Source organism: Pseudomonas sp. G3-39 (assembly GCF_054790485.1).
This window is the reverse complement of record NZ_CP186497.1, coordinates 4,972,760-4,992,792: the sequence shown is the minus strand read 5'-3', so window position 1 is coordinate 4,992,792 and position 20,033 is coordinate 4,972,760. Positions and strand designations below refer to the sequence as shown.

Here is a 20,033-nt window from a genome sequence, read left to right as displayed (position 1 = left end):
GATCCTTCAGAGACTGGGAAATTCGAGGTCGCCATTATGGCCGCTCGCCAGCCTGACGCAAACCTCGGAGCGCTCCTGTTGAGTATGAATAAAGTGCGTATAATCCGCCGCCATGACTCGAACTCGATCCCCCCGTACCAAGAAAAAACCAGTCTCCAAGGGCCTCAGCCCGTGGTTGAGCTGGGCCATTAAACTCAGCCTGGTCGGCCTTGTGGTGCTGGCCGGCTTCGCCGTTTACCTCGATGCCGTGGTGCAGGAGAAGTTCTCCGGCAAGCGCTGGACCATCCCGGCCAAGGTATACGCGCGTCCGCTTGAGCTGTTCGTCGGACAAAAGCTGAGCAAGGTCGATTTCCTCACCGAACTCGATGCCCTGGGCTATCGCCGCGAAGCCGTGAGCAATGGCCCCGGCGCTGCCGCCGTCAACGGCAATACCGTTGATCTGAATACCCGCGGCTTCCAGTTCTATGAAGGCCTGGAAAAAGCCCAGCCAGTACGCGTGCGTTTCTCTGGCGACTATGTGGCCGAGCTCTCCGGGCTCAACGGCGGTAAATTGTCCGTGGTGCGGCTTGAGCCGCTGATGATCGGCGGCATTTACCCGAAAAACCTTGAAGACCGCATCCTGATCAAGCTCGATCAGGTGCCGCCGTACCTGCTCGATACTTTGATCGCGGTGGAAGACCGGGACTATTACAGCCACTGGGGCGTGTCGCCGAAATCGATTGCCCGGGCGATCTGGGTCAACACCTCTGGCGGCAAGATGACCCAGGGCGGCAGTACGCTGACCCAGCAACTGGTGAAGAACTTCTACCTGACCAACGAGCGCAGCCTGAGCCGTAAGCTCACTGAAGCGATGATGGCGATGCTGCTGGAGCTGCACTACGACAAAAAGGAAATCCTTGAGGCCTACCTCAATGAAGTCTTTGTCGGCCAGGACGGTCAGCGTGCCGTGCACGGCTTTGGTCTGGCCAGTCAGTTCTTCTTCGGTCAGCCACTCTCCGAGCTGAAGCTGCATCAGGTCGCGCTGCTGGTCGGCATGGTCAAAGGTCCGTCCTACTACAACCCGCGCCGCAACCCCGAGCGTGCGCTGGAGCGGCGTAACCTGGTGCTCGACGTGCTTGAGCAGCAAGGCGTGGCGACTGCCGAACAGGTTGAAGCGGCGAAGAAAATGCCCTTGGGCGTGACCACGCGCGGCAAGCTTGCCGACAGCTCGTTCCCGGGCTTTATCGATCTGGTCAAACGCCAGTTGCGCGAAGACTATCGCGACGAGGACTTGACCGAAGAAGGCTTGCGGATCTTCACCAGTTTCGACCCGATTCTGCAGATGAAGGCCGAAGCGTCGGTGAATGACACCTTCAAACGGCTGGCTGGACGCAAGGGCTCCGATGACGTGGAAGCGGCGATGGTCGTGACCAACCCGGAAACCGGCGAAGTGCAGGCGATGATCGGTAGTCGTCAGGCCAGTTACGCCGGTTTCAACCGGGCGCTGGACGCCGTGCGGCCGATCGGTTCCCTGGTCAAGCCAGCGGTGTATCTGACCGCACTGGAAAAACCGAGCCGTTACACGCTGACCAGTTGGCTGTCGGATGATCCGCTGTCGATCAAAGGCGCGGACGGCCAGGTGTGGAAGCCACAGAACTACGACCGTCGCTCCCACGGCACAGTCTTCCTCTATCAAGGGCTGGCGCATTCGTACAACCTGTCGACCTCGCGCCTGGGTCTGGAAGTCGGTGTGCCGAATGTGCTCAAGACCCTTGCGCGTCTGGGCGTGACCCGGGAATTCCCGGCGTTCCCGTCGATGCTGCTCGGGGCTGGCGGCATGACCCCGATCGAAGTGGCGACCATGTATCAGACCCTCGCCAACGGTGGTTTCAATACGCCGATGCGCGGGATTCGCAGTGTGCTGACCGCCGAGGGCGAACCACTCAAGCGTTATCCGTTCCAGATCGAGCAGCGTTTCGATCCGGCGTCCATCTACTTGATCCAGAACGCCATGCAGCGGGTGATGCGTGAAGGTACCGGCAGCTCGGTTTACAACGTGCTGCCCAAGACCCTGACGCTGGCCGGCAAGACCGGTACCAGTAACGATTCGCGTGACAGCTGGTTCGCCGGTTTCAGTCAGGATCTGCTGGCGGTGGTCTGGCTCGGTCGCGACGACAACGGCAAAACTCCGTTCACCGGGGCAACCGGTGCGCTGCAGGTGTGGACCAGTTTCATGCGCAAGGCCGATCCGCTGCCGCTGGACATGCCACAGCCGGACAACATCGTGCAGGCGTGGGTCGATTCGCGTACCGGGCAAGGCTCCGATGCCAACTGTCCGGGGGCGGTGCAGATGCCGTATATTCGCGGCAGCGAACCGCCACCCGGCGCCGCGTGTGCAAGCGAAACGCCTGCCTCGCCGGAGTCGGTGATGGATTGGGTCAAGGGCTGGATGAATTAAGCAAAGAGGGTTTCAAGTGAACAAGTGGTTGATTCCAGCGGTGACTGCCGTGGCTTTGCTCAGCGGCTGCTCTACCGTGCAGCGTGGTTCGATCCCGGTGGTGGACTCCGGCACAGCCGTATCCAACAGCGAACGGCTGTCGGCCAACGGCGGTTTCCGCAAGACGACGGTCAAACGCCCAGTCCAGGGCCAGGCGCAATCCCAGGCCATCCCGCAAGGCGATACCGGTGTGGTGGTGATGGTGCCGGGTGGTGGCGCCACGACATCGGCGCCGATCAGCTCCTCGCCGATCGTTCCGGGCCCGGCTTCCGGCGGTATCACTGCGGGGCCGTACAACCCGTCGCCGGTCGAGTCGGCACCGATCAACTCCGGCAGCTACAGCATGCCTTCGACGCCAAGCGGGATTCCTTCGGCCAGCAGTGGCGGTGGTCTGTCGGCGGACGAACAGCTCGATGGCCCGGTGCTCGCCTTGCTGACCACTGCGCAACAGCAGCAGGCCGGTGGCGACCTCAACGGTGCGTCTTCCAGTCTGGAGCGCGCTCAACGCGTTGCCCCGCGTGAGCCGCAAGTGCTCTATCGTCTGGCGCAAGTACGCATGGCTCAAGGTGACGCGCCGCAGGCCGAGCAGTTCGCCCGTCGTGCGCTGACCATGGCCAACGGTCGTCCGGACTTGCAGGCCAACCTGTGGGAGATCATCGCGCAGTCCCTTGAGAAACAAGGCGATTCCGCCGGCGCAGCGCTGGCTCGTCAGAAGGCCAAGGTTTCGCTGTGATGGATTCCCGTTTCCCGAAAATCGCCGATCAGTTGCTGCTGATCGAGCGTGAACTGCGCGCGCAGGGTTGGTGGGATGACGTTCAGCCATCGGTCGAAGCCCTGAGCAGTGTCGAACCGTTTTCGGTCGACACGCTGGATTTCGAGCAATGGCTGCAATGGATCTTCCTGCCGCGGATGAAGATGATCCTTGAGCAGGATCTGCCGTTGCCCAACGCCTCGGGCATTCAGGAAATGGCTGAAATGGTCTTCGCCCAGCGCAATCTGCAGGGCAAGGATCGACAGCTGCAGGTGCTGCTCAAAGAGTTTGACCTGCTGATTACCGCCTCGCGCTAGTGCCGGTCCCCTGTAGGAGCTGCCGAAGGCTGCGATCTTTTGATCTTGGTTTCAAAGATCAAAAGATCGTCCGATCGCGGCCCGAGCCTGCGGCAGCTCCTACAGGTGTCTATTCGCAGTTCTGCGCAATCTGCTTCTGCGCTTCGACAATGCGCTCCTGCCGCTGCGCATTATCCAGCCGCCGTAATTGTCCTTCCACTTCCTCCCTCAACCGCGGATTGTTCTGCAATTGCGCCAGGTTCGTCCGTGCCTGTTCGCAAAATGCCTTGAGCTGCGCCTGCTGCTCCGCCACCTGTTTCTTCACCTTGTCGTCGATGGCTTTCTGATCGCCCAGCGCACCACTGCCAGGCATGGCGGCAGGTTTCGTTGGGGGCGAGGAGGGCGTCTGCACAGTCGTCGCCGGCAGCCCTTGCGGTGGCTGCGCATCGAAGTGCGTGACGCCCTGGGCATCTACCCATTTGTAGATCTGAGCGGCCGAGCACCAGGGGCTGAGGCCGATCAGCAGAGTTAACAGAAGCGTTCGCATGCTGATTCCTTGGCAAAATTGCGCAATTGACGCTAACAGAGTAGCTGTTTTCAGGTTTTTTCTTGCGTTCTCATGTGCTTACCCACAATTAAGCACATTGACGGCTTGACTTGGAGAGGGCGAAACAGAAGAATCCAAAGTCCGCTGTAGAGGGACTGCCAGAAGCAGACCCACTCGGTAGATCATGAGGCGCATATCCGCGTCGACCTGTTACACCCGCAACGCGTTACCTCGCGCTGGGTGGGAAAGGCCCGCAACACTTGGGACGATCCCAATACTTGCTCAGTCAGTGCTGACGTAGTCGGCGACCACCGTCGCTCATGCTCTGCCGAGAAGTAAACCTATTAAGACCCGCCCCTTTTGTGTGGACGGTATTCTGGCGTTTTAGAGGTGAACAACGTGGAGCTTTTATCTGGCGGTGAGATGCTCGTCCGCTTCTTGCGTGACGAAGGCGTCAAATATATCTACGGGTACCCGGGTGGTGCTCTTCTTCATGTTTACGATGCCCTGTTCAAAGAACCGGAAGTGACCCACATCCTGGTTCGTCACGAACAAGCGGCTACCCATATGGCTGACGGCTATGCCCGTGCCACCGGTAAAGCCGGCGTGGTATTGGTGACATCAGGTCCTGGCGCCACAAACGCCATCACCGGTATCGCCACCGCCTATATGGATTCGATTCCAATGGTGATCATTTCCGGTCAGGTGCCAAGCACCATGGTCGGCACCGACGCGTTCCAGGAAACCGACATGATCGGTATCTCCCGGCCGATCGTGAAGCACAGCTTCATGATCAAGCACGCCTCGGAAATCCCGGAAGTCATGAAGAAGGCCTTCTACCTGGCGCAATCCGGTCGTCCGGGCCCGGTCGTGGTCGATATCCCGAAAGACATGACCAACCCGGCCGAGAAGTTCGAATACATCTTCCCGAAAAAAGCCAAGCTGCGTTCCTACAGCCCGGCCGTCCGCGGCCACTCCGGGCAAATCCGCAAGGCGGCAGAAATGCTCCTGGCAGCCAAACGCCCAGTGCTCTATTCCGGTGGCGGCGTGATCCTCGGCAACGGTTCCGCACCGCTGACCGAACTGGCGAAAATGCTCAACCTGCCAGTGACCAACACCTTGATGGGCCTGGGCGGTTTCCCTGGCACCGACCGGCAGTTCATCGGCATGCTCGGCATGCACGGCAGCTACACCGCCAACCTGGCGATGCACCATGCCGACGTGATCCTGGCTGTCGGCGCGCGTTTCGATGACCGTGTGATCAACGGCGCGGCGAAGTTCTGCCCGAACGCCAAGATCATCCACATCGACATCGACCCGGCTTCGATCTCCAAGACCATCAAGGCCGACGTGCCAATCGTTGGCCCGGTGGAGAGCGTCCTGACCGAAATGGTCGCGATCCTCAAGGAAATCGGTGAGACCCCGAACAAGGAGTCCGTTGCCAGTTGGTGGAAGCAAGTCGATGAGTGGCGTGGTGATCGCGGCCTGTTTCCTTATGAAAAGGGCGACGGCAGCCTGATCAAACCGCAGACCGTGATCGAGACCCTGTGCGAAGTGACCAAGGGCGATGCCTTCATCACCTCCGACGTGGGCCAGCACCAGATGTTCGCGGCGCAGTACTACACGTTCAACAAGCCGAACCGCTGGATCAACTCCGGGGGTCTGGGCACCATGGGCTTCGGTTTCCCGGCGGCCATGGGCATCAAGTTGAGCTTCCCGGATGACGACGTTGCCTGCGTCACCGGTGAAGGCAGCATCCAGATGAACATCCAGGAGCTGTCGACCTGCCTGCAATATGGCTTGCCGGTGAAAATCGTCATCCTGAACAACGGTGTTCTGGGGATGGTTCGTCAGTGGCAGGACATGAGCTATGGCAGCCGCCACTCGCACTCTTATATGGAGTCGCTGCCTGACTTCGTCAAACTGGCTGAAGCCTACGGTCACGTCGGCGTGCGCATCACCGATTCGAAGGATTTGAAGTCGAAGATGGAAGAGGCGTTCGCCATGAAAGATCGTCTGGTGGTGATCGATATTTCGGTCGATACCAGCGAGCACGTCTATCCGATGCAGATCAAAGACGGCTCCATGCGCGATATGTGGCTGAGCAAGACGGAGCGTACTTAATCATGCGGCACATTATTTCCCTGCTTCTGGAAAACGAACCCGGCGCTTTGTCTCGCGTAGTCGGCCTGTTCTCGCAGCGCAACTACAACATTGAAAGCCTGACGGTGGCGCCAACCGAAGACCCGACGCTGTCGCGTCTGACGCTGACCACTGTCGGCCACGATGAAATCATCGAGCAGATCACCAAAAACCTGAACAAGCTGATCGAAGTGGTCAAGCTGGTGGACCTGTCGGAAAGCGCTCACATCGAGCGCGAGCTGATGCTGGTCAAGGTCAAGGCCACTGGCGCCCAGCGCGCCGAGATCAAACGCACCACCGATATTTACCGTGGACAGATCGTCGACGTCAGCGCCAGCGTGTATACCGTTCAACTGACCGGTACCAGCGACAAGCTCGACAGCTTCATTCAGTCCATCGGCACCGCATCGATTCTGGAAACCGTCCGTAGCGGCGTGACCGGCATTGCCCGCGGCGACAAAGTACTCAGCATCTAAACCAAATTAGCGAATGGCCTGAACGGCCTGGATATATAGGGGAAATTCATGAAAGTTTTCTACGATAAAGACTGCGACCTGTCGATCATCCAGGGCAAGAAAGTTGCCATCATCGGTTACGGTTCCCAAGGCCACGCCCAAGCGTGCAACCTGAAAGATTCCGGTGTCGACGTAACCGTCGGTCTGCGTAAAGGTTCGGCTACCGTTGCCAAAGCCGAAGCTCACGGCCTGAAAGTGACCGACGTGGCCGCCGCTGTTGCCGGCGCCGACCTGGTCATGATCCTGACCCCGGACGAATTCCAGTCCCAGCTGTACAAGAACGAAATCGAGCCGAACATCAAGAAAGGCGCCACCCTGGCCTTCTCCCACGGTTTCGCGATCCACTACAACCAGGTTGTTCCGCGTGCCGACCTCGACGTGATCATGATCGCGCCGAAAGCGCCGGGTCACACCGTGCGTTCCGAGTTCGTGAAGGGCGGCGGTATCCCTGACCTGATCGCGATCTACCAGGACGCTTCGGGCAACGCCAAAAACGTTGCACTGTCCTACGCAGCTGGCGTGGGTGGCGGTCGCACCGGCATCATCGAAACCACCTTCAAGGACGAGACCGAAACCGACCTGTTCGGCGAACAAGCCGTACTGTGCGGCGGTACCGTTGAGCTGGTGAAAGCCGGTTTCGAAACTCTGGTTGAAGCTGGCTACGCGCCGGAAATGGCCTACTTCGAGTGCCTGCACGAACTGAAGCTGATCGTTGACCTCATGTACGAAGGCGGTATCGCCAACATGAACTACTCGATCTCCAACAACGCTGAATACGGCGAGTACGTGACCGGCCCGGAAGTGATCAACGCCGAATCCCGCCAGGCCATGCGCAATGCCCTGAAACGTATTCAGGACGGCGAATACGCCAAAATGTTCATCAGCGAAGGCGCGACCGGCTACCCTTCGATGACCGCCAAGCGTCGTAACAACGCCGCTCACGGTATCGAAATCATCGGCGAGCAACTGCGCTCCATGATGCCGTGGATCGGTGCCAACAAGATCGTCGACAAAGCCAAAAACTAAGTCGTCATCCTTGTACGAAAAACGCGGCCTCGGCCGCGTTTTTTCGTTTGAAACCGATGGTTCTGGTATAAAGCTGCATCGTTTGTGGCCGAACCGTCGTCACAGGCACCTGTCGAAACTTTCCAAACCGTTGCAAGGTAATGTCCATGAGCGAACGTCCCGAAGAGCCGAACCAGGCTTCTGACGCCGAAAGCCTGCTGCCCATCGATGAACATGTCGAGGAAGGGCACGACGCGGAAGGCCGTAAAGTCCGGCATCGTGGTATCTATCTGCTGCCGAATCTATTCACCACTGCGAACCTGTTCGCAGGGTTTTATTCCATCATCAACTCGATGAGTGCCCAGGCTGCCTTGAGCGCCGGTGACTCTGCGAATGCGAGCAAGTATTTCGCCTTCGCCGCGATCGCGATTTTCGTGGCCATGGTGCTCGATGGTCTTGATGGCCGTGTAGCGCGCATGACCAATACGCAAAGTGCCTTCGGCGCCGAGTATGACTCGTTGTCGGACATGGTCGCGTTCGGTGTAGCGCCGGCGCTGCTGGCCTTTGGCTGGGCATTGGGCGACATGGGCAAGGTCGGCTGGATGGTCGCCTTCATCTATGTCGCCGGTGCAGCATTGCGTCTGGCGCGTTTCAATACCCAGGTCGGTACGGCGGACAAGCGCTATTTCATTGGTCTGGCCAGCCCGGCGGCTGCAGGCGTGGTGGCGGGTATCGTCTGGGCGTTCAGCGATTACGGCATTCAGGGTTCGAAGATGTCGTTCCTGGTCGCCTTGATGGTGGCGGCTGCCGGCATGTTGATGGTCAGCAACATCAAGTACAACAGCTTCAAGGAGCTGGACTTGAAGGGGCGCGTGCCGTTCGTGGCGATCCTCGCCGTGGTGCTGGTGTTCGCCGTGGTGTTCAGCGATCCACCGCGAATTCTACTGCTGGTGTTCCTCGGTTACGCCGCTTCCGGCCCTGTGCAATACCTGTTGCGTCTTCGTCGTCACAAAAACGCCGAATGATGTAATTTCCCGCATACTCCGCAGTCTATGGGTGCATCTGTCCTCCAAAACTGCGGAGTTGCCATGCTGATCAAAATCCCCAAAGCGTCCGACTGCCATGAGTCGGATGTCACGCCTGAATCCATTTATCTTTCTCGTCGCCAATTGCTCGGAGCTACCGCTGCCGGTATCGCCGTGAGCAGCCTGCCGCGTTGGGCCACTGCCGGGGATGCGTCGCGTTATGTCGATGTCGAGCCGGGCAGGGCGCCTGCCTGGTTTGCTGAGAAGCTCCCTTCTACCAAGTGGGGCGCCGTCAACGTCAAGGATGAGGCGATCACGCCTTATAAAGACGCGACCCATTACAACAACTTCTATGAGTTCGGCACCGACAAGGGTGATCCGGCGGCCAATGCCGGTTCGCTGAAAACCGAGCCGTGGAGCGTTGTCGTCGATGGGGAAGTGGGTAAGCCCGGGCGTTACGCGCTGGAAGACTTCATGAAGCCGTACCAGTTGGAGGAACGTATCTATCGCCTTCGCTGTGTTGAGGCGTGGTCGATGGTCATCCCGTGGATCGGCTTTCCGATCTCTGCGCTGCTCAAACAGGTCGAACCCACCTCCAACGCCAAGTACATTCGCTTTGAGACTCTGCAGGATCCCAAAAGCATGCCGGGTCAGCGCTCAGGTTTCGCCCTGATCGACTGGCCATATGTAGAAGGCCTGCGCCTGGACGAGGCGATGAGTCCGCTGGCGATTCTGGCGGTTGGCATGTATGGCCGTGAGTTGCCGAATCAGAACGGTGCGCCGCTGCGCCTGGTAGTGCCGTGGAAGTACGGCTTCAAGAGTGTGAAGTCCATCGTGCGTATAAGTCTGGTCAGCGAGCAACCGAAAACTACCTGGCAGAGCATCGCGGCAGATGAGTACGGGTTTTATGCCAACGTGAATCCGACGGTTGATCACCCGCGCTGGACTCAGGCACGGGAGCGGCGTCTGCCGAACAGTCTGTTCAAGCCGAATGTGCGTGATACACAGATGTTCAACGGCTATGCGGATGAAGTCGCTTCTTTATATACAGGGCTCGATCTGCGGAAGAACTACTGATGCGATATCCGTTCTGGCGTGTAGGCGTTTTTATCGCTGCGGCGATTTGGCCATTGCTCTGGTTTTATCAAGCGTTCGCCGATTTGCTCGGGCCGGATCCTGGCAAAGTCCTGGTTGATCGATTGGGGCTGGGGACGTTGGTATTGCTGTTGATTACATTGAGCATGACGCCGTTGCAGAAATTGACGGGGTGGGCGGGCTGGATTGCTGTGCGCCGTCAGTTGGGACTTTGGTGTTTTGCCTATGTGGTTCTGCATTTGTTCAGCTATATGGCGTTTATCCTCGGCTTCGACTGGTCGCAGTTGGGCGTGGAGTTGCGTAAGCGGCCGTACATTATTGTGGGGACGTTGGGTTTCCTTGGTCTGTTGGCGTTGGCGGTGACTTCCAATCGCTACAGTCAGCGCCGTTTGGGTGTGCGCTGGAAGAAATTGCATCGGTTGGTGTATGTGATTCTCGGGCTGGGATTGCTGCATATGCTGTGGGTCGTGCGTGCTGATCTCAAGGAGTGGGCGATCTATGCCTTTATAGGTGCGGTGCTTTTACTGATGCGTGTACCTGCGGTTGCGCGTCGAATCCCGCGTTTGCTGACTAAAAAGCAGGTTTTGCAATAAAACTGAAATTAACGGTTGACGGCAGACTCTGGAAGTCTATAATTCGCCCCACTTCCGGCGCAGTCGAAACGGAAAACTCCTTGAGATTCAATGAGTTGCGCAGTTTTCGACGGCGGCTTGCTTCAGTTCATCGAAGCCTGGAAGGAGTTGAAAGGGCGGTGATGTTTGGCTCTTTTGACGGTTCGATCTTCTCGGTCGAAAGCGGAGAAAAAGAGGTGTTGACAGCAGCGTGTAACGCTGTAGAATTCGCCTCCCGCTAACGAGAGATCGGAAGCGCAAGTGGTTGAAGTTGTTGAAGAAATCTTCGAAAACTTCTGAAAATAATCACTTGACAGCAAATGAGGCTGCTGTAGAATGCGCGCCTCGGTTGAGACGAAAGCTCTTAACCAACCGCTCTTTAACAACTGAATCAAGCAATTCGTGTGGGTGCTTGTGGGGTCAGACTGATAGTCAACAAGATTATCAGCATCACAAGTTACTCCGCGAGAAATCAAAGATGTAACCAACGATTGCTGAGCCAAGTTTAGGGTTTCTTAAAAACCCAAAGATGTTTGAACTGAAGAGTTTGATCATGGCTCAGATTGAACGCTGGCGGCAGGCCTAACACATGCAAGTCGAGCGGATGAGAGGAGCTTGCTCCTGGATTCAGCGGCGGACGGGTGAGTAATGCCTAGGAATCTGCCTGGTAGTGGGGGACAACGTTTCGAAAGGAACGCTAATACCGCATACGTCCTACGGGAGAAAGCAGGGGACCTTCGGGCCTTGCGCTATCAGATGAGCCTAGGTCGGATTAGCTAGTTGGTGAGGTAATGGCTCACCAAGGCGACGATCCGTAACTGGTCTGAGAGGATGATCAGTCACACTGGAACTGAGACACGGTCCAGACTCCTACGGGAGGCAGCAGTGGGGAATATTGGACAATGGGCGAAAGCCTGATCCAGCCATGCCGCGTGTGTGAAGAAGGTCTTCGGATTGTAAAGCACTTTAAGTTGGGAGGAAGGGTTGTAGATTAATACTCTGCAATTTTGACGTTACCGACAGAATAAGCACCGGCTAACTCTGTGCCAGCAGCCGCGGTAATACAGAGGGTGCAAGCGTTAATCGGAATTACTGGGCGTAAAGCGCGCGTAGGTGGTTTGTTAAGTTGGATGTGAAATCCCCGGGCTCAACCTGGGAACTGCATCCAAAACTGGCAAGCTAGAGTATGGTAGAGGGTGGTGGAATTTCCTGTGTAGCGGTGAAATGCGTAGATATAGGAAGGAACACCAGTGGCGAAGGCGACCACCTGGACTGATACTGACACTGAGGTGCGAAAGCGTGGGGAGCAAACAGGATTAGATACCCTGGTAGTCCACGCCGTAAACGATGTCAACTAGCCGTTGGGAGCCTTGAGCTCTTAGTGGCGCAGCTAACGCATTAAGTTGACCGCCTGGGGAGTACGGCCGCAAGGTTAAAACTCAAATGAATTGACGGGGGCCCGCACAAGCGGTGGAGCATGTGGTTTAATTCGAAGCAACGCGAAGAACCTTACCAGGCCTTGACATCCAATGAACTTTCCAGAGATGGATTGGTGCCTTCGGGAGCATTGAGACAGGTGCTGCATGGCTGTCGTCAGCTCGTGTCGTGAGATGTTGGGTTAAGTCCCGTAACGAGCGCAACCCTTGTCCTTAGTTACCAGCACGTAATGGTGGGCACTCTAAGGAGACTGCCGGTGACAAACCGGAGGAAGGTGGGGATGACGTCAAGTCATCATGGCCCTTACGGCCTGGGCTACACACGTGCTACAATGGTCGGTACAGAGGGTTGCCAAGCCGCGAGGTGGAGCTAATCCCACAAAACCGATCGTAGTCCGGATCGCAGTCTGCAACTCGACTGCGTGAAGTCGGAATCGCTAGTAATCGCGAATCAGAATGTCGCGGTGAATACGTTCCCGGGCCTTGTACACACCGCCCGTCACACCATGGGAGTGGGTTGCACCAGAAGTAGCTAGTCTAACCTTCGGGAGGACGGTTACCACGGTGTGATTCATGACTGGGGTGAAGTCGTAACAAGGTAGCCGTAGGGGAACCTGCGGCTGGATCACCTCCTTAATCGACGACATCAGCTGCTCCATAAGTTCCCACACGAATTGCTTGATTCATTGAAGAAGACGATAGAAGCAGCCCGAAATTGGGTCTGTAGCTCAGTTGGTTAGAGCGCACCCCTGATAAGGGTGAGGTCGGCAGTTCGAATCTGCCCAGACCCACCAATTTTTGTGTGGGAAACCTGTAGAAATACGGGGCCATAGCTCAGCTGGGAGAGCGCCTGCCTTGCACGCAGGAGGTCAGCGGTTCGATCCCGCTTGGCTCCACCACCACTGCTTCTGAAGTTTGAAAGCTTAGAAATGAGCATTCCATCGCTGTGATGGTGAATGCTGATTTCTAGTCTTTTGATTAGATCGTTCTTTAAAAATTTGGGTATGTGATAGAAAGATAGACTGAACGTTACTTTCACTGGTAACGGATCAGGCTAAGGTAAAATTTGTGAGTGACTCTTAAGAGTTTTGCGAATTTTCGGCGAATGTCGTCTTCACAGTATAACCAGATTGCTTGGGGTTATATGGTCAAGTGAAGAAGCGCATACGGTGGATGCCTTGGCAGTCAGAGGCGATGAAAGACGTGGTAGCCTGCGAAAAGCTTCGGGGAGTCGGCAAACAGACTTTGATCCGGAGATGTCTGAATGGGGGAACCCAGCCATCATAAGATGGTTATCTTGTACTGAATACATAGGTGCAAGAGGCGAACCAGGGGAACTGAAACATCTAAGTACCCTGAGGAAAAGAAATCAACCGAGATTCCCTTAGTAGTGGCGAGCGAACGGGGACTAGCCCTTAAGTGGCTTTGAGATTAGCGGAACGCTCTGGAAAGTGCGGCCATAGTGGGTGATAGCCCTGTACGCGAAAGTCTCTTAGTCATGAAATCGAGTAGGACGGAGCACGAGAAACTTTGTCTGAATATGGGGGGACCATCCTCCAAGGCTAAATACTACTGACTGACCGATAGTGAACTAGTACCGTGAGGGAAAGGCGAAAAGAACCCCGGAGAGGGGAGTGAAATAGATCCTGAAACCGTATGCGTACAAGCAGTGGGAGCCCACTTTGTTGGGTGACTGCGTACCTTTTGTATAATGGGTCAGCGACTTATTTTCAGTGGCGAGCTTAACCGAATAGGGGAGGCGTAGCGAAAGCGAGTCTTAATAGGGCGTCTAGTCGCTGGGAATAGACCCGAAACCGGGCGATCTATCCATGGGCAGGTTGAAGGTTAGGTAACACTGACTGGAGGACCGAACCGACTACCGTTGAAAAGTTAGCGGATGACCTGTGGATCGGAGTGAAAGGCTAATCAAGCTCGGAGATAGCTGGTTCTCCTCGAAAGCTATTTAGGTAGCGCCTCATGTATCACTGTAGGGGGTAGAGCACTGTTTCGGCTAGGGGGTCATCCCGACTTACCAAACCGATGCAAACTCCGAATACCTACAAGTGCCGAGCATGGGAGACACACGGCGGGTGCTAACGTCCGTCGTGAAAAGGGAAACAACCCAGACCGTCAGCTAAGGTCCCAAAGTTATGGTTAAGTGGGAAACGATGTGGGAAGGCTTAGACAGCTAGGAGGTTGGCTTAGAAGCAGCCACCCTTTAAAGAAAGCGTAATAGCTCACTAGTCGAGTCGGCCTGCGCGGAAGATGTAACGGGGCTCAAACCATACACCGAAGCTACGGGTATCACGCAAGTGATGCGGTAGAGGAGCGTTCTGTAAGCCTGTGAAGGTGAGTTGAGAAGCTTGCTGGAGGTATCAGAAGTGCGAATGCTGACATGAGTAACGACAATGGGTGTGAAAAACACCCACGCCGAAAGACCAAGGTTTCCTGCGCAACGTTAATCGACGCAGGGTTAGTCGGTCCCTAAGGCGAGGCTGAAAAGCGTAGTCGATGGAAAACAGGTTAATATTCCTGTACTTCTGGTTATTGCGATGGAGGGACGGAGAAGGCTAGGCCAGCTTGGCGTTGGTTGTCCAAGTTTAAGGTGGTAGGCTGAGATCTTAGGTAAATCCGGGATCTTAAGGCCGAGAGCTGATGACGAGTTACCTTTTAGGTGACGAAGTGGTTGATGCCATGCTTCCAAGAAAAGCTTCTAAGCTTCAGATAACCAGGAACCGTACCCCAAACCGACACAGGTGGTTGGGTAGAGAATACCAAGGCGCTTGAGAGAACTCGGGTGAAGGAACTAGGCAAAATGGCACCGTAACTTCGGGAGAAGGTGCGCCGGTGAGGGTGAAGGACTTGCTCCGTAAGCTCATGCCGGTCGAAGATACCAGGCCGCTGCGACTGTTTATTAAAAACACAGCACTCTGCAAACACGAAAGTGGACGTATAGGGTGTGACGCCTGCCCGGTGCCGGAAGGTTAATTGATGGGGTTAGCTAACGCGAAGCTCTTGATCGAAGCCCCGGTAAACGGCGGCCGTAACTATAACGGTCCTAAGGTAGCGAAATTCCTTGTCGGGTAAGTTCCGACCTGCACGAATGGCGTAACGATGGCGGCGCTGTCTCCACCCGAGACTCAGTGAAATTGAAATCGCTGTGAAGATGCAGTGTATCCGCGGCTAGACGGAAAGACCCCGTGAACCTTTACTATAGCTTTGCACTGGACTTTGAATTTGCTTGTGTAGGATAGGTGGGAGGCTTTGAAGCGTGGACGCCAGTTCGCGTGGAGCCATCCTTGAAATACCACCCTGGCAACTTTGAGGTTCTAACTCAGGTCCGTTATCCGGATCGAGGACAGTGTATGGTGGGTAGTTTGACTGGGGCGGTCTCCTCCTAAAGAGTAACGGAGGAGTACGAAGGTGCGCTCAGACCGGTCGGAAATCGGTCGTAGAGTATAAAGGCAAAAGCGCGCTTGACTGCGAGACAGACACGTCGAGCAGGTACGAAAGTAGGTCTTAGTGATCCGGTGGTTCTGTATGGAAGGGCCATCGCTCAACGGATAAAAGGTACTCCGGGGATAACAGGCTGATACCGCCCAAGAGTTCATATCGACGGCGGTGTTTGGCACCTCGATGTCGGCTCATCACATCCTGGGGCTGAAGCCGGTCCCAAGGGTATGGCTGTTCGCCATTTAAAGTGGTACGCGAGCTGGGTTTAGAACGTCGTGAGACAGTTCGGTCCCTATCTGCCGTGGACGTTTGAGATTTGAGAGGGGCTGCTCCTAGTACGAGAGGACCGGAGTGGACGAACCTCTGGTGTTCCGGTTGTCACGCCAGTGGCATTGCCGGGTAGCTATGTTCGGGAAAGATAACCGCTGAAAGCATCTAAGCGGGAAACTTGCCTCAAGATGAGATCTCACTGGAACCTTGAGTTCCCTGAAGGGCCGTCGAAGACTACGACGTTGATAGGTTGGGTGTGTAAGCGCTGTGAGGCGTTGAGCTAACCAATACTAATTGCCCGTGAGGCTTGACCATATAACACCCAAGCAATCTGCATGCTCGAAAGAGACCAGATTGCGGTGTGTGAAGACGCAATGAACCGAAAGTTCGCGATGCTCACAAAACACCTGTATCACATACCCGATTTGCTGAAGCGAGGCCAACCGGTCACGAGTCAGTACCCGAATTTCTTGACGACCATAGAGCGTTGGAACCACCTGATCCCATCCCGAACTCAGAAGTGAAACGATGCATCGCCGATGGTAGTGTGGGGTTTCCCCATGTGAGAGTAGGTCATCGTCAAGATTAAATTCCGAAACCCCAATTGCGAAAGCAGTTGGGGTTTTGTTTTGCCCGCAGGAAAGTATTTTTACTTAGGCAGCGAACAATTTTGCACAGTTATTTTCGAATCAGAACACTAGAATAACCCCCATCTTTTTCGGAGCCAGAGCCTTTATGTCAGATCCGGTTGACGCCCAAGGGCTGTCAGATTTACCGCTGGAAGACTTGGTGGCCTGTCATGAGTGCGACCTGCTGATGCGCAAGCCCAAGCTCGCCCATGGCGAGAAAGCACTCTGCCCGCGCTGCGGTTACGAGTTGTACGCCCATCGCCATAATGTGGTGCAGCGCAGCCTTGCCTTGGTGATCGCAGCATTATTGCTGTACATCCCGGCAAACTTTTTACCCATCATGCAACTCAATATCCTCGGACAATCTTCGCAGGATACGGTGTGGAGCGGCGTGCTCGGCTTGTTCAATACGGACATGCAGGGCGTTTCGATCGTTGTATTCCTGTGCAGTATGGCTATTCCGTTGCTGAAGTTGCTGTGCCAGTTATTCGTTTTGCTGACGATTCGATTCAACGTCGGACGCAGTTACGGCTTATTGCTCTACCGCATTTATCACCACCTCAAAGACTGGGGAATGCTCGAGGTCTACCTCATGGGCGTCCTCGTGGCGATCGTCAAACTGGCGGACATGGCGGCCATCACCGTCGGCCTCGGTCTGGCGTGTTTCATCGGTTTGTTGTTGGTTCAGGTCTGGCTGGAAGTGGTGATGTCACCGCATCAGATCTGGCAGGCGTTATCAGGAGAGGATGCCCATGCGGGCGATTGATGCGGGCATTCTGATCTGTACCGAATGCCATGAATTGAACAAACGGGATGCGGCCACCGACGAGCAGACCTGCACGCGTTGTGGCGCTCTGGTTCACGCTCGCCGTCCTAACAGCCTGGTCCGAACCTGGGCCCTGCTGATCACGGCTGCGATTATCTACATCCCGGCCAATGTGTTGCCGATCATGACGGTCAGTTCGCTGGGGCAGGGCGATCCCAGCACCATCATGTCCGGCGTGATCCAGTTGGTGCAGCACGGCATGATCCCGATTGCCGCCGTGGTGTTCATCGCCAGTATTCTGGTGCCGACCTTCAAACTGGTCGGCATCGCGCTGCTGCTGTTTTCGGTGCAGCGGCGTCAGCCGTTGTCCGCGCGGCAGCGGATCTGGATGTACCGCTTCATCGAGTTCATCGGTCGCTGGTCGATGCTCGATATCTTTGTGATCGCCATTCTGGTGGCGGTCGTCAACTTCGGCCGGCTTGCCAGTGTCGAAGCCAACCTTGGCGCCATCGCCTTCGCCAGTGTGGTGATTCTGACGATGCTTGCCGCAGTAACTTTCGATCCCCGACTGATTTGGGATAACACGGAGTCGGACGACGACCATGACTGATTTGCCTGTAGCGAAAACCCGACCGGCCTCGAACTGGTCTGCCATTTGGGTACTGCCTCTGATTGCCCTGATCATCGGTGGCTGGCTCGGCTGGCGTGCCTATAACGAAACCGGTATCGAGATTCAGGTGCGTTTCGAAAGCGGTGAAGGCATCCAGGCCAACAAGACCGAAGTGGTCTACAAGGGCATGCCGGTGGGTAAGGTGAAGACGCTCAAACTTGATGACGAGGGCAATTCCAAAGGGGTGATTGCCACCGTTGAGATGAACAAGGACGTCGAGCAATACCTCAAGACCAGCACGCGCTTCTGGCTGGTGAAACCGAGCGTGACCCTGGCCGGCATCACCGGTCTGGAAACCCTGGTTTCAGGTAACTACGTGGCCATCAGTCCCGGTGAAGGCGAGCCGACCCGCAAGTTCAAGGCGCTGGCCGAAGAGCCGCCGCTATCGGACTCCAAGCCCGGCCTGCACCTGACGATCAAGGCCGATCGCCTCGGTTCGCTGAACCGCGGCAGTCCGGTGTTCTACAAGCAGATCAAAGTCGGTCAGATCAAAAGCTACGTGCTGTCTGAAGACCAGAGTACCGTTGAGCTCAAAGTGTTCATCGAGCCGACCTACGCCAAACTGGTGCGCAAACACACACGTTTCTGGAATGCCAGCGGCATCAGCATCGACGCCAACCTGTCCGGGGTGAAGGTACGCAGCGAATCTCTGGCGAGCATCGTCGCCGGGGGTATCGCCTTCGCCACACCAGAGAATCGCAAGGACAGTCCGCCCACCGATCCAAGCCTGCCGTTCCGTCTCTATGAGGACTTCGACGCCGCCGCTGCCGGTATTCGGGTCAAGGTCAAACTCAGTGACTTCGAAGGCTTGCAGGCCGGCCGTACGCCGGTGATGTACAAAGGCATTCAGGTCGGCAACATGAAAGCGTTGAAAATCGATCCGGATCTGAACAGCGCCACGGCCGAGCTGACGCTGGATCCTCTGGCCGAAGACTATCTGGTCGAAGGCACGCAGTTCTGGGTGGTCAAACCGTCGATTTCCCTGGCCGGTATCACCGGACTCGAAGCGTTGGTGAAAGGTAACTACTTTGCCGTGCGTCCGGGCGACAAAGGTGCCGCGCCGAAACGCGAATTCGAGGCGCGGCCAAAAGCGCCGCCGCTGGATCTGCGTTCGCCGGGTCTGCACCTGGTGCTGTTCACCGATGTTCTCGGTTCGATCGAAGTCGGCAGTCCGATTCTGTACAAACAGGTCAAGGTCGGTTCGGTACAGAGCTATCAGTTCTCCAAGACCAAAAAGCAAATCGTCATCGGCGTGCATATCGAGAAGGAGTACGAAAACCTGGTCAACGCGTCGACACGCTTCTGGAATGTCAGCGGCATCACCCTCACCGGTGGTCTGACAGGTGGTATTCAAGTGAAGAGCGAGTCTTTGCAGACATTGATGGCCGGCGGTATTGCTTTCGAAACACCGCAAGCCAAGGCGCCGCTGCAAAAGCGTATTCCACGCTTCCGTCTGTTCGCCAACCATGATGAAGCCAACCAGAAAGGCACGCTGGTGACGATCAAGGTCGACCGCGCCGATGGTTTGCGTCCGGGCACACCGATTCGTTTCAAAGGCCTGGATGTCGGCAAGATTGAAGACGTCGATCTGACCGACGATTTGCAAGCCGTGATGATTACCGCGCGGATCACCGAAGTACCGGAGCGCATTGCGCGGGTCGGCAGTCAGTTCTGGGTGGTCAAGCCGGAGTTGGGGCTGATCAAGACCCAGAATCTGGAAACCCTGGTCACCGGGCAATATGTGGAAGTGCAGCCGGCGGCGAAAAATCTCGGCCCGCAGAAGAACTTCGTTGCGCTGGCCAGTCCGCCGGAAGTGAGCAAGCAGGAGGCTGGCTTGAGTCTGGTGTTGAGCGCCGCGCGCCGTGGCTCGCTGAAACCGGGCGTACCCGTGACCTACCGCGAAATCACCGTGGGCAAGGTCACCGGTTATGAACTGGGCCAGACTGCTGATCGCGTGTTGGTGCATATTTTGATCGAGCCGAAATACGCGCCGTTGGTGCGCAGCGGCAGCCGATTCTGGAACACCAGCGGTGTCGGTTTCGACATCGGCTTGTTCAATGGTCTGACGGTGCGCACGGAGTCGCTGGAGACGGCGATTCAGGGCGGTATCGCCTTCGCCACGCCGGACGGTGAGCGCATGGGCAACCCGGCACGGCCTGAGCAAACGTTCCCGTTGTTCGACAAGTTCGAGGATGAGTGGCTGACCTGGGCACCGAAGATTTCGCTCAGTAAGTAATTCTGTGGTGCCTGAAGTGGCGCCATCGCGAGCAGGCTCACTCCTACAGGGGAACGCGTTCCAAATTGTAGGAGTGAGCCTGCTCGCGATAGGGCACTAAAAGTCAGCAC

General features: G+C 56.3%; 13 protein-coding genes, 2 tRNA genes and 3 rRNA genes. 17 read left to right on the top strand and 1 reads right to left on the bottom strand.

The features are described from left to right. Positions 1-112: 112 nt before the first annotated feature. From mrcB to ACOYXG_RS22455, 3 genes are read left to right on the top strand one after another with little or no spacing between them, the layout of a single operon-like run. Positions 113-2,437, top strand: coding sequence for a penicillin-binding protein 1B (mrcB, locus tag ACOYXG_RS22465; RefSeq protein ID WP_460354061.1), 2,325 nt, complete (start codon positions 113-115; stop codon positions 2,435-2,437). Positions 2,438-2,453: 16 nt separating this feature from the next. Next, complete coding sequence (locus tag ACOYXG_RS22460) at positions 2,454-3,209, top strand: tetratricopeptide repeat protein (protein WP_460354058.1); 756 nt, start codon at positions 2,454-2,456, stop codon at positions 3,207-3,209. Further along, entirely contained in the window at positions 3,209-3,544 is a 336-nt protein-coding gene (locus ACOYXG_RS22455) for a YqcC family protein (protein ID WP_460354056.1), read from the top strand. The genes ACOYXG_RS22460 and ACOYXG_RS22455 overlap by 1 nt, the downstream gene beginning before the upstream one ends. A gap of 109 nt (positions 3,545-3,653) precedes the next feature. On the opposite strand, the gene ACOYXG_RS22450 is transcribed toward ACOYXG_RS22455, so the two are convergent. Next, complete coding sequence (locus ACOYXG_RS22450; protein ID WP_460354054.1) at positions 3,654-4,070, bottom strand: DUF4124 domain-containing protein; 417 nt, start codon at positions 4,068-4,070, stop codon at positions 3,654-3,656. A 399-nt stretch (positions 4,071-4,469) separates the two neighbouring features. Here ACOYXG_RS22450 and ACOYXG_RS22445 point away from each other — a divergent pair, with 399 nt between their 5' ends. The 14 genes from ACOYXG_RS22445 to ACOYXG_RS22380 all read left to right on the top strand — a co-directional run bounded on the left by ACOYXG_RS22445 (position 4,470) and on the right by ACOYXG_RS22380 (position 19,923). Next, on the top strand, positions 4,470-6,194 hold the full coding sequence (locus ACOYXG_RS22445; RefSeq protein ID WP_027614081.1) for an acetolactate synthase 3 large subunit: 1,725 nt from the start codon (positions 4,470-4,472) through the stop codon (positions 6,192-6,194). Positions 6,195-6,196: 2 nt separating this feature from the next. Then, positions 6,197-6,688, top strand: coding sequence for an acetolactate synthase small subunit (gene ilvN / locus ACOYXG_RS22440; protein WP_003205610.1), 492 nt, complete (start codon positions 6,197-6,199; stop codon positions 6,686-6,688). Between the two features lie 48 nt (positions 6,689-6,736). After that, positions 6,737-7,753 (top strand): ketol-acid reductoisomerase, encoded by a 1,017-nt coding sequence (gene ilvC, locus ACOYXG_RS22435; protein ID WP_007959661.1) that lies wholly within the window; start codon positions 6,737-6,739, stop codon positions 7,751-7,753. 146 nt (positions 7,754-7,899) lie between these two features. Continuing rightward, positions 7,900-8,757, top strand: a complete 858-nt coding sequence (gene pssA, locus ACOYXG_RS22430; protein ID WP_027614080.1) for a CDP-diacylglycerol--serine O-phosphatidyltransferase — start codon at positions 7,900-7,902, stop codon at positions 8,755-8,757. A 63-nt stretch (positions 8,758-8,820) separates the two neighbouring features. Continuing rightward, positions 8,821-9,834 carry a protein-methionine-sulfoxide reductase catalytic subunit MsrP gene (msrP, locus tag ACOYXG_RS22425; protein WP_027614079.1) on the top strand — a complete coding sequence of 338 codons (1,014 nt, stop codon included), beginning with the start codon at positions 8,821-8,823 and terminating at the stop codon, positions 9,832-9,834. Further along, positions 9,834-10,445, top strand: coding sequence for a protein-methionine-sulfoxide reductase heme-binding subunit MsrQ (gene msrQ / locus ACOYXG_RS22420; RefSeq protein WP_027614078.1), 612 nt, complete (start codon positions 9,834-9,836; stop codon positions 10,443-10,445). The genes msrP and msrQ overlap by 1 nt, the downstream gene beginning before the upstream one ends. A 553-nt stretch (positions 10,446-10,998) precedes the next feature. Next, positions 10,999-12,535: ribosomal RNA gene (locus ACOYXG_RS22415) — 16S ribosomal RNA — on the top strand. Positions 12,536-12,616: 81 nt separating this feature from the next. Then, positions 12,617-12,693 (top strand) — tRNA-Ile (locus ACOYXG_RS22410). 29 nt (positions 12,694-12,722) lie between these two features. Beyond that, positions 12,723-12,798: transfer RNA gene (locus ACOYXG_RS22405), tRNA-Ala, on the top strand. 247 nt (positions 12,799-13,045) lie between these two features. Then, a 23S ribosomal RNA gene (locus tag ACOYXG_RS22400) occupies positions 13,046-15,937 on the top strand. Between the two features lie 154 nt (positions 15,938-16,091). Then, positions 16,092-16,207: ribosomal RNA gene (rrf, locus tag ACOYXG_RS22395) — 5S ribosomal RNA — on the top strand. Together the 16S, 23S and 5S rRNA genes with 2 tRNA genes alongside form the textbook arrangement of a ribosomal RNA operon. A 150-nt stretch (positions 16,208-16,357) precedes the next feature. Then, positions 16,358-17,017, top strand: a complete 660-nt coding sequence (locus ACOYXG_RS22390; RefSeq protein WP_027612261.1) for a paraquat-inducible protein A — start codon at positions 16,358-16,360, stop codon at positions 17,015-17,017. Beyond that, positions 17,004-17,627, top strand: a complete 624-nt coding sequence (locus ACOYXG_RS22385; protein ID WP_460354048.1) for a paraquat-inducible protein A — start codon at positions 17,004-17,006, stop codon at positions 17,625-17,627. Before ACOYXG_RS22390 ends, ACOYXG_RS22385 begins: the two co-directional genes overlap by 14 nt. After that, positions 17,620-19,923: a PqiB family protein gene (locus tag ACOYXG_RS22380; RefSeq protein ID WP_460354043.1), complete on the top strand. Its 2,304-nt coding sequence runs from the start codon at positions 17,620-17,622 to the stop codon at positions 19,921-19,923. Before ACOYXG_RS22385 ends, ACOYXG_RS22380 begins: the two co-directional genes overlap by 8 nt. Positions 19,924-20,033 lie beyond the last annotated feature (110 nt).

Bases quoted from the DNA above. Each gene is read 5' to 3' on its own strand.
- mrcB (WP_460354061.1), top strand. From the start codon at position 113: ATGACTCGAACTCGATCCCCCCGTACCAAGAAAAAACCAGTCTCCAAG.
- ACOYXG_RS22455 (WP_460354056.1), top strand. From the start codon at position 3,209: ATGGATTCCCGTTTCCCGAAAATCGCCGATCAGTTGCTGCTGATCGAG.
- ACOYXG_RS22450 (WP_460354054.1), bottom strand. From the start codon at position 4,070: ATGCGAACGCTTCTGTTAACTCTGCTGATCGGCCTCAGCCCCTGGTGC.
- ilvN (WP_003205610.1), top strand. From the start codon at position 6,197: ATGCGGCACATTATTTCCCTGCTTCTGGAAAACGAACCCGGCGCTTTG.
- ilvC (WP_007959661.1), top strand. From the start codon at position 6,737: ATGAAAGTTTTCTACGATAAAGACTGCGACCTGTCGATCATCCAGGGC.
- pssA (WP_027614080.1), top strand. From the start codon at position 7,900: ATGAGCGAACGTCCCGAAGAGCCGAACCAGGCTTCTGACGCCGAAAGC.
- msrP (WP_027614079.1), top strand. From the start codon at position 8,821: ATGCTGATCAAAATCCCCAAAGCGTCCGACTGCCATGAGTCGGATGTC.
- msrQ (WP_027614078.1), top strand. From the start codon at position 9,834: ATGCGATATCCGTTCTGGCGTGTAGGCGTTTTTATCGCTGCGGCGATT.
- ACOYXG_RS22390 (WP_027612261.1), top strand. From the start codon at position 16,358: ATGTCAGATCCGGTTGACGCCCAAGGGCTGTCAGATTTACCGCTGGAA.
- ACOYXG_RS22385 (WP_460354048.1), top strand. From the start codon at position 17,004: ATGCGGGCGATTGATGCGGGCATTCTGATCTGTACCGAATGCCATGAA.
- ACOYXG_RS22380 (WP_460354043.1), top strand. From the start codon at position 17,620: ATGACTGATTTGCCTGTAGCGAAAACCCGACCGGCCTCGAACTGGTCT.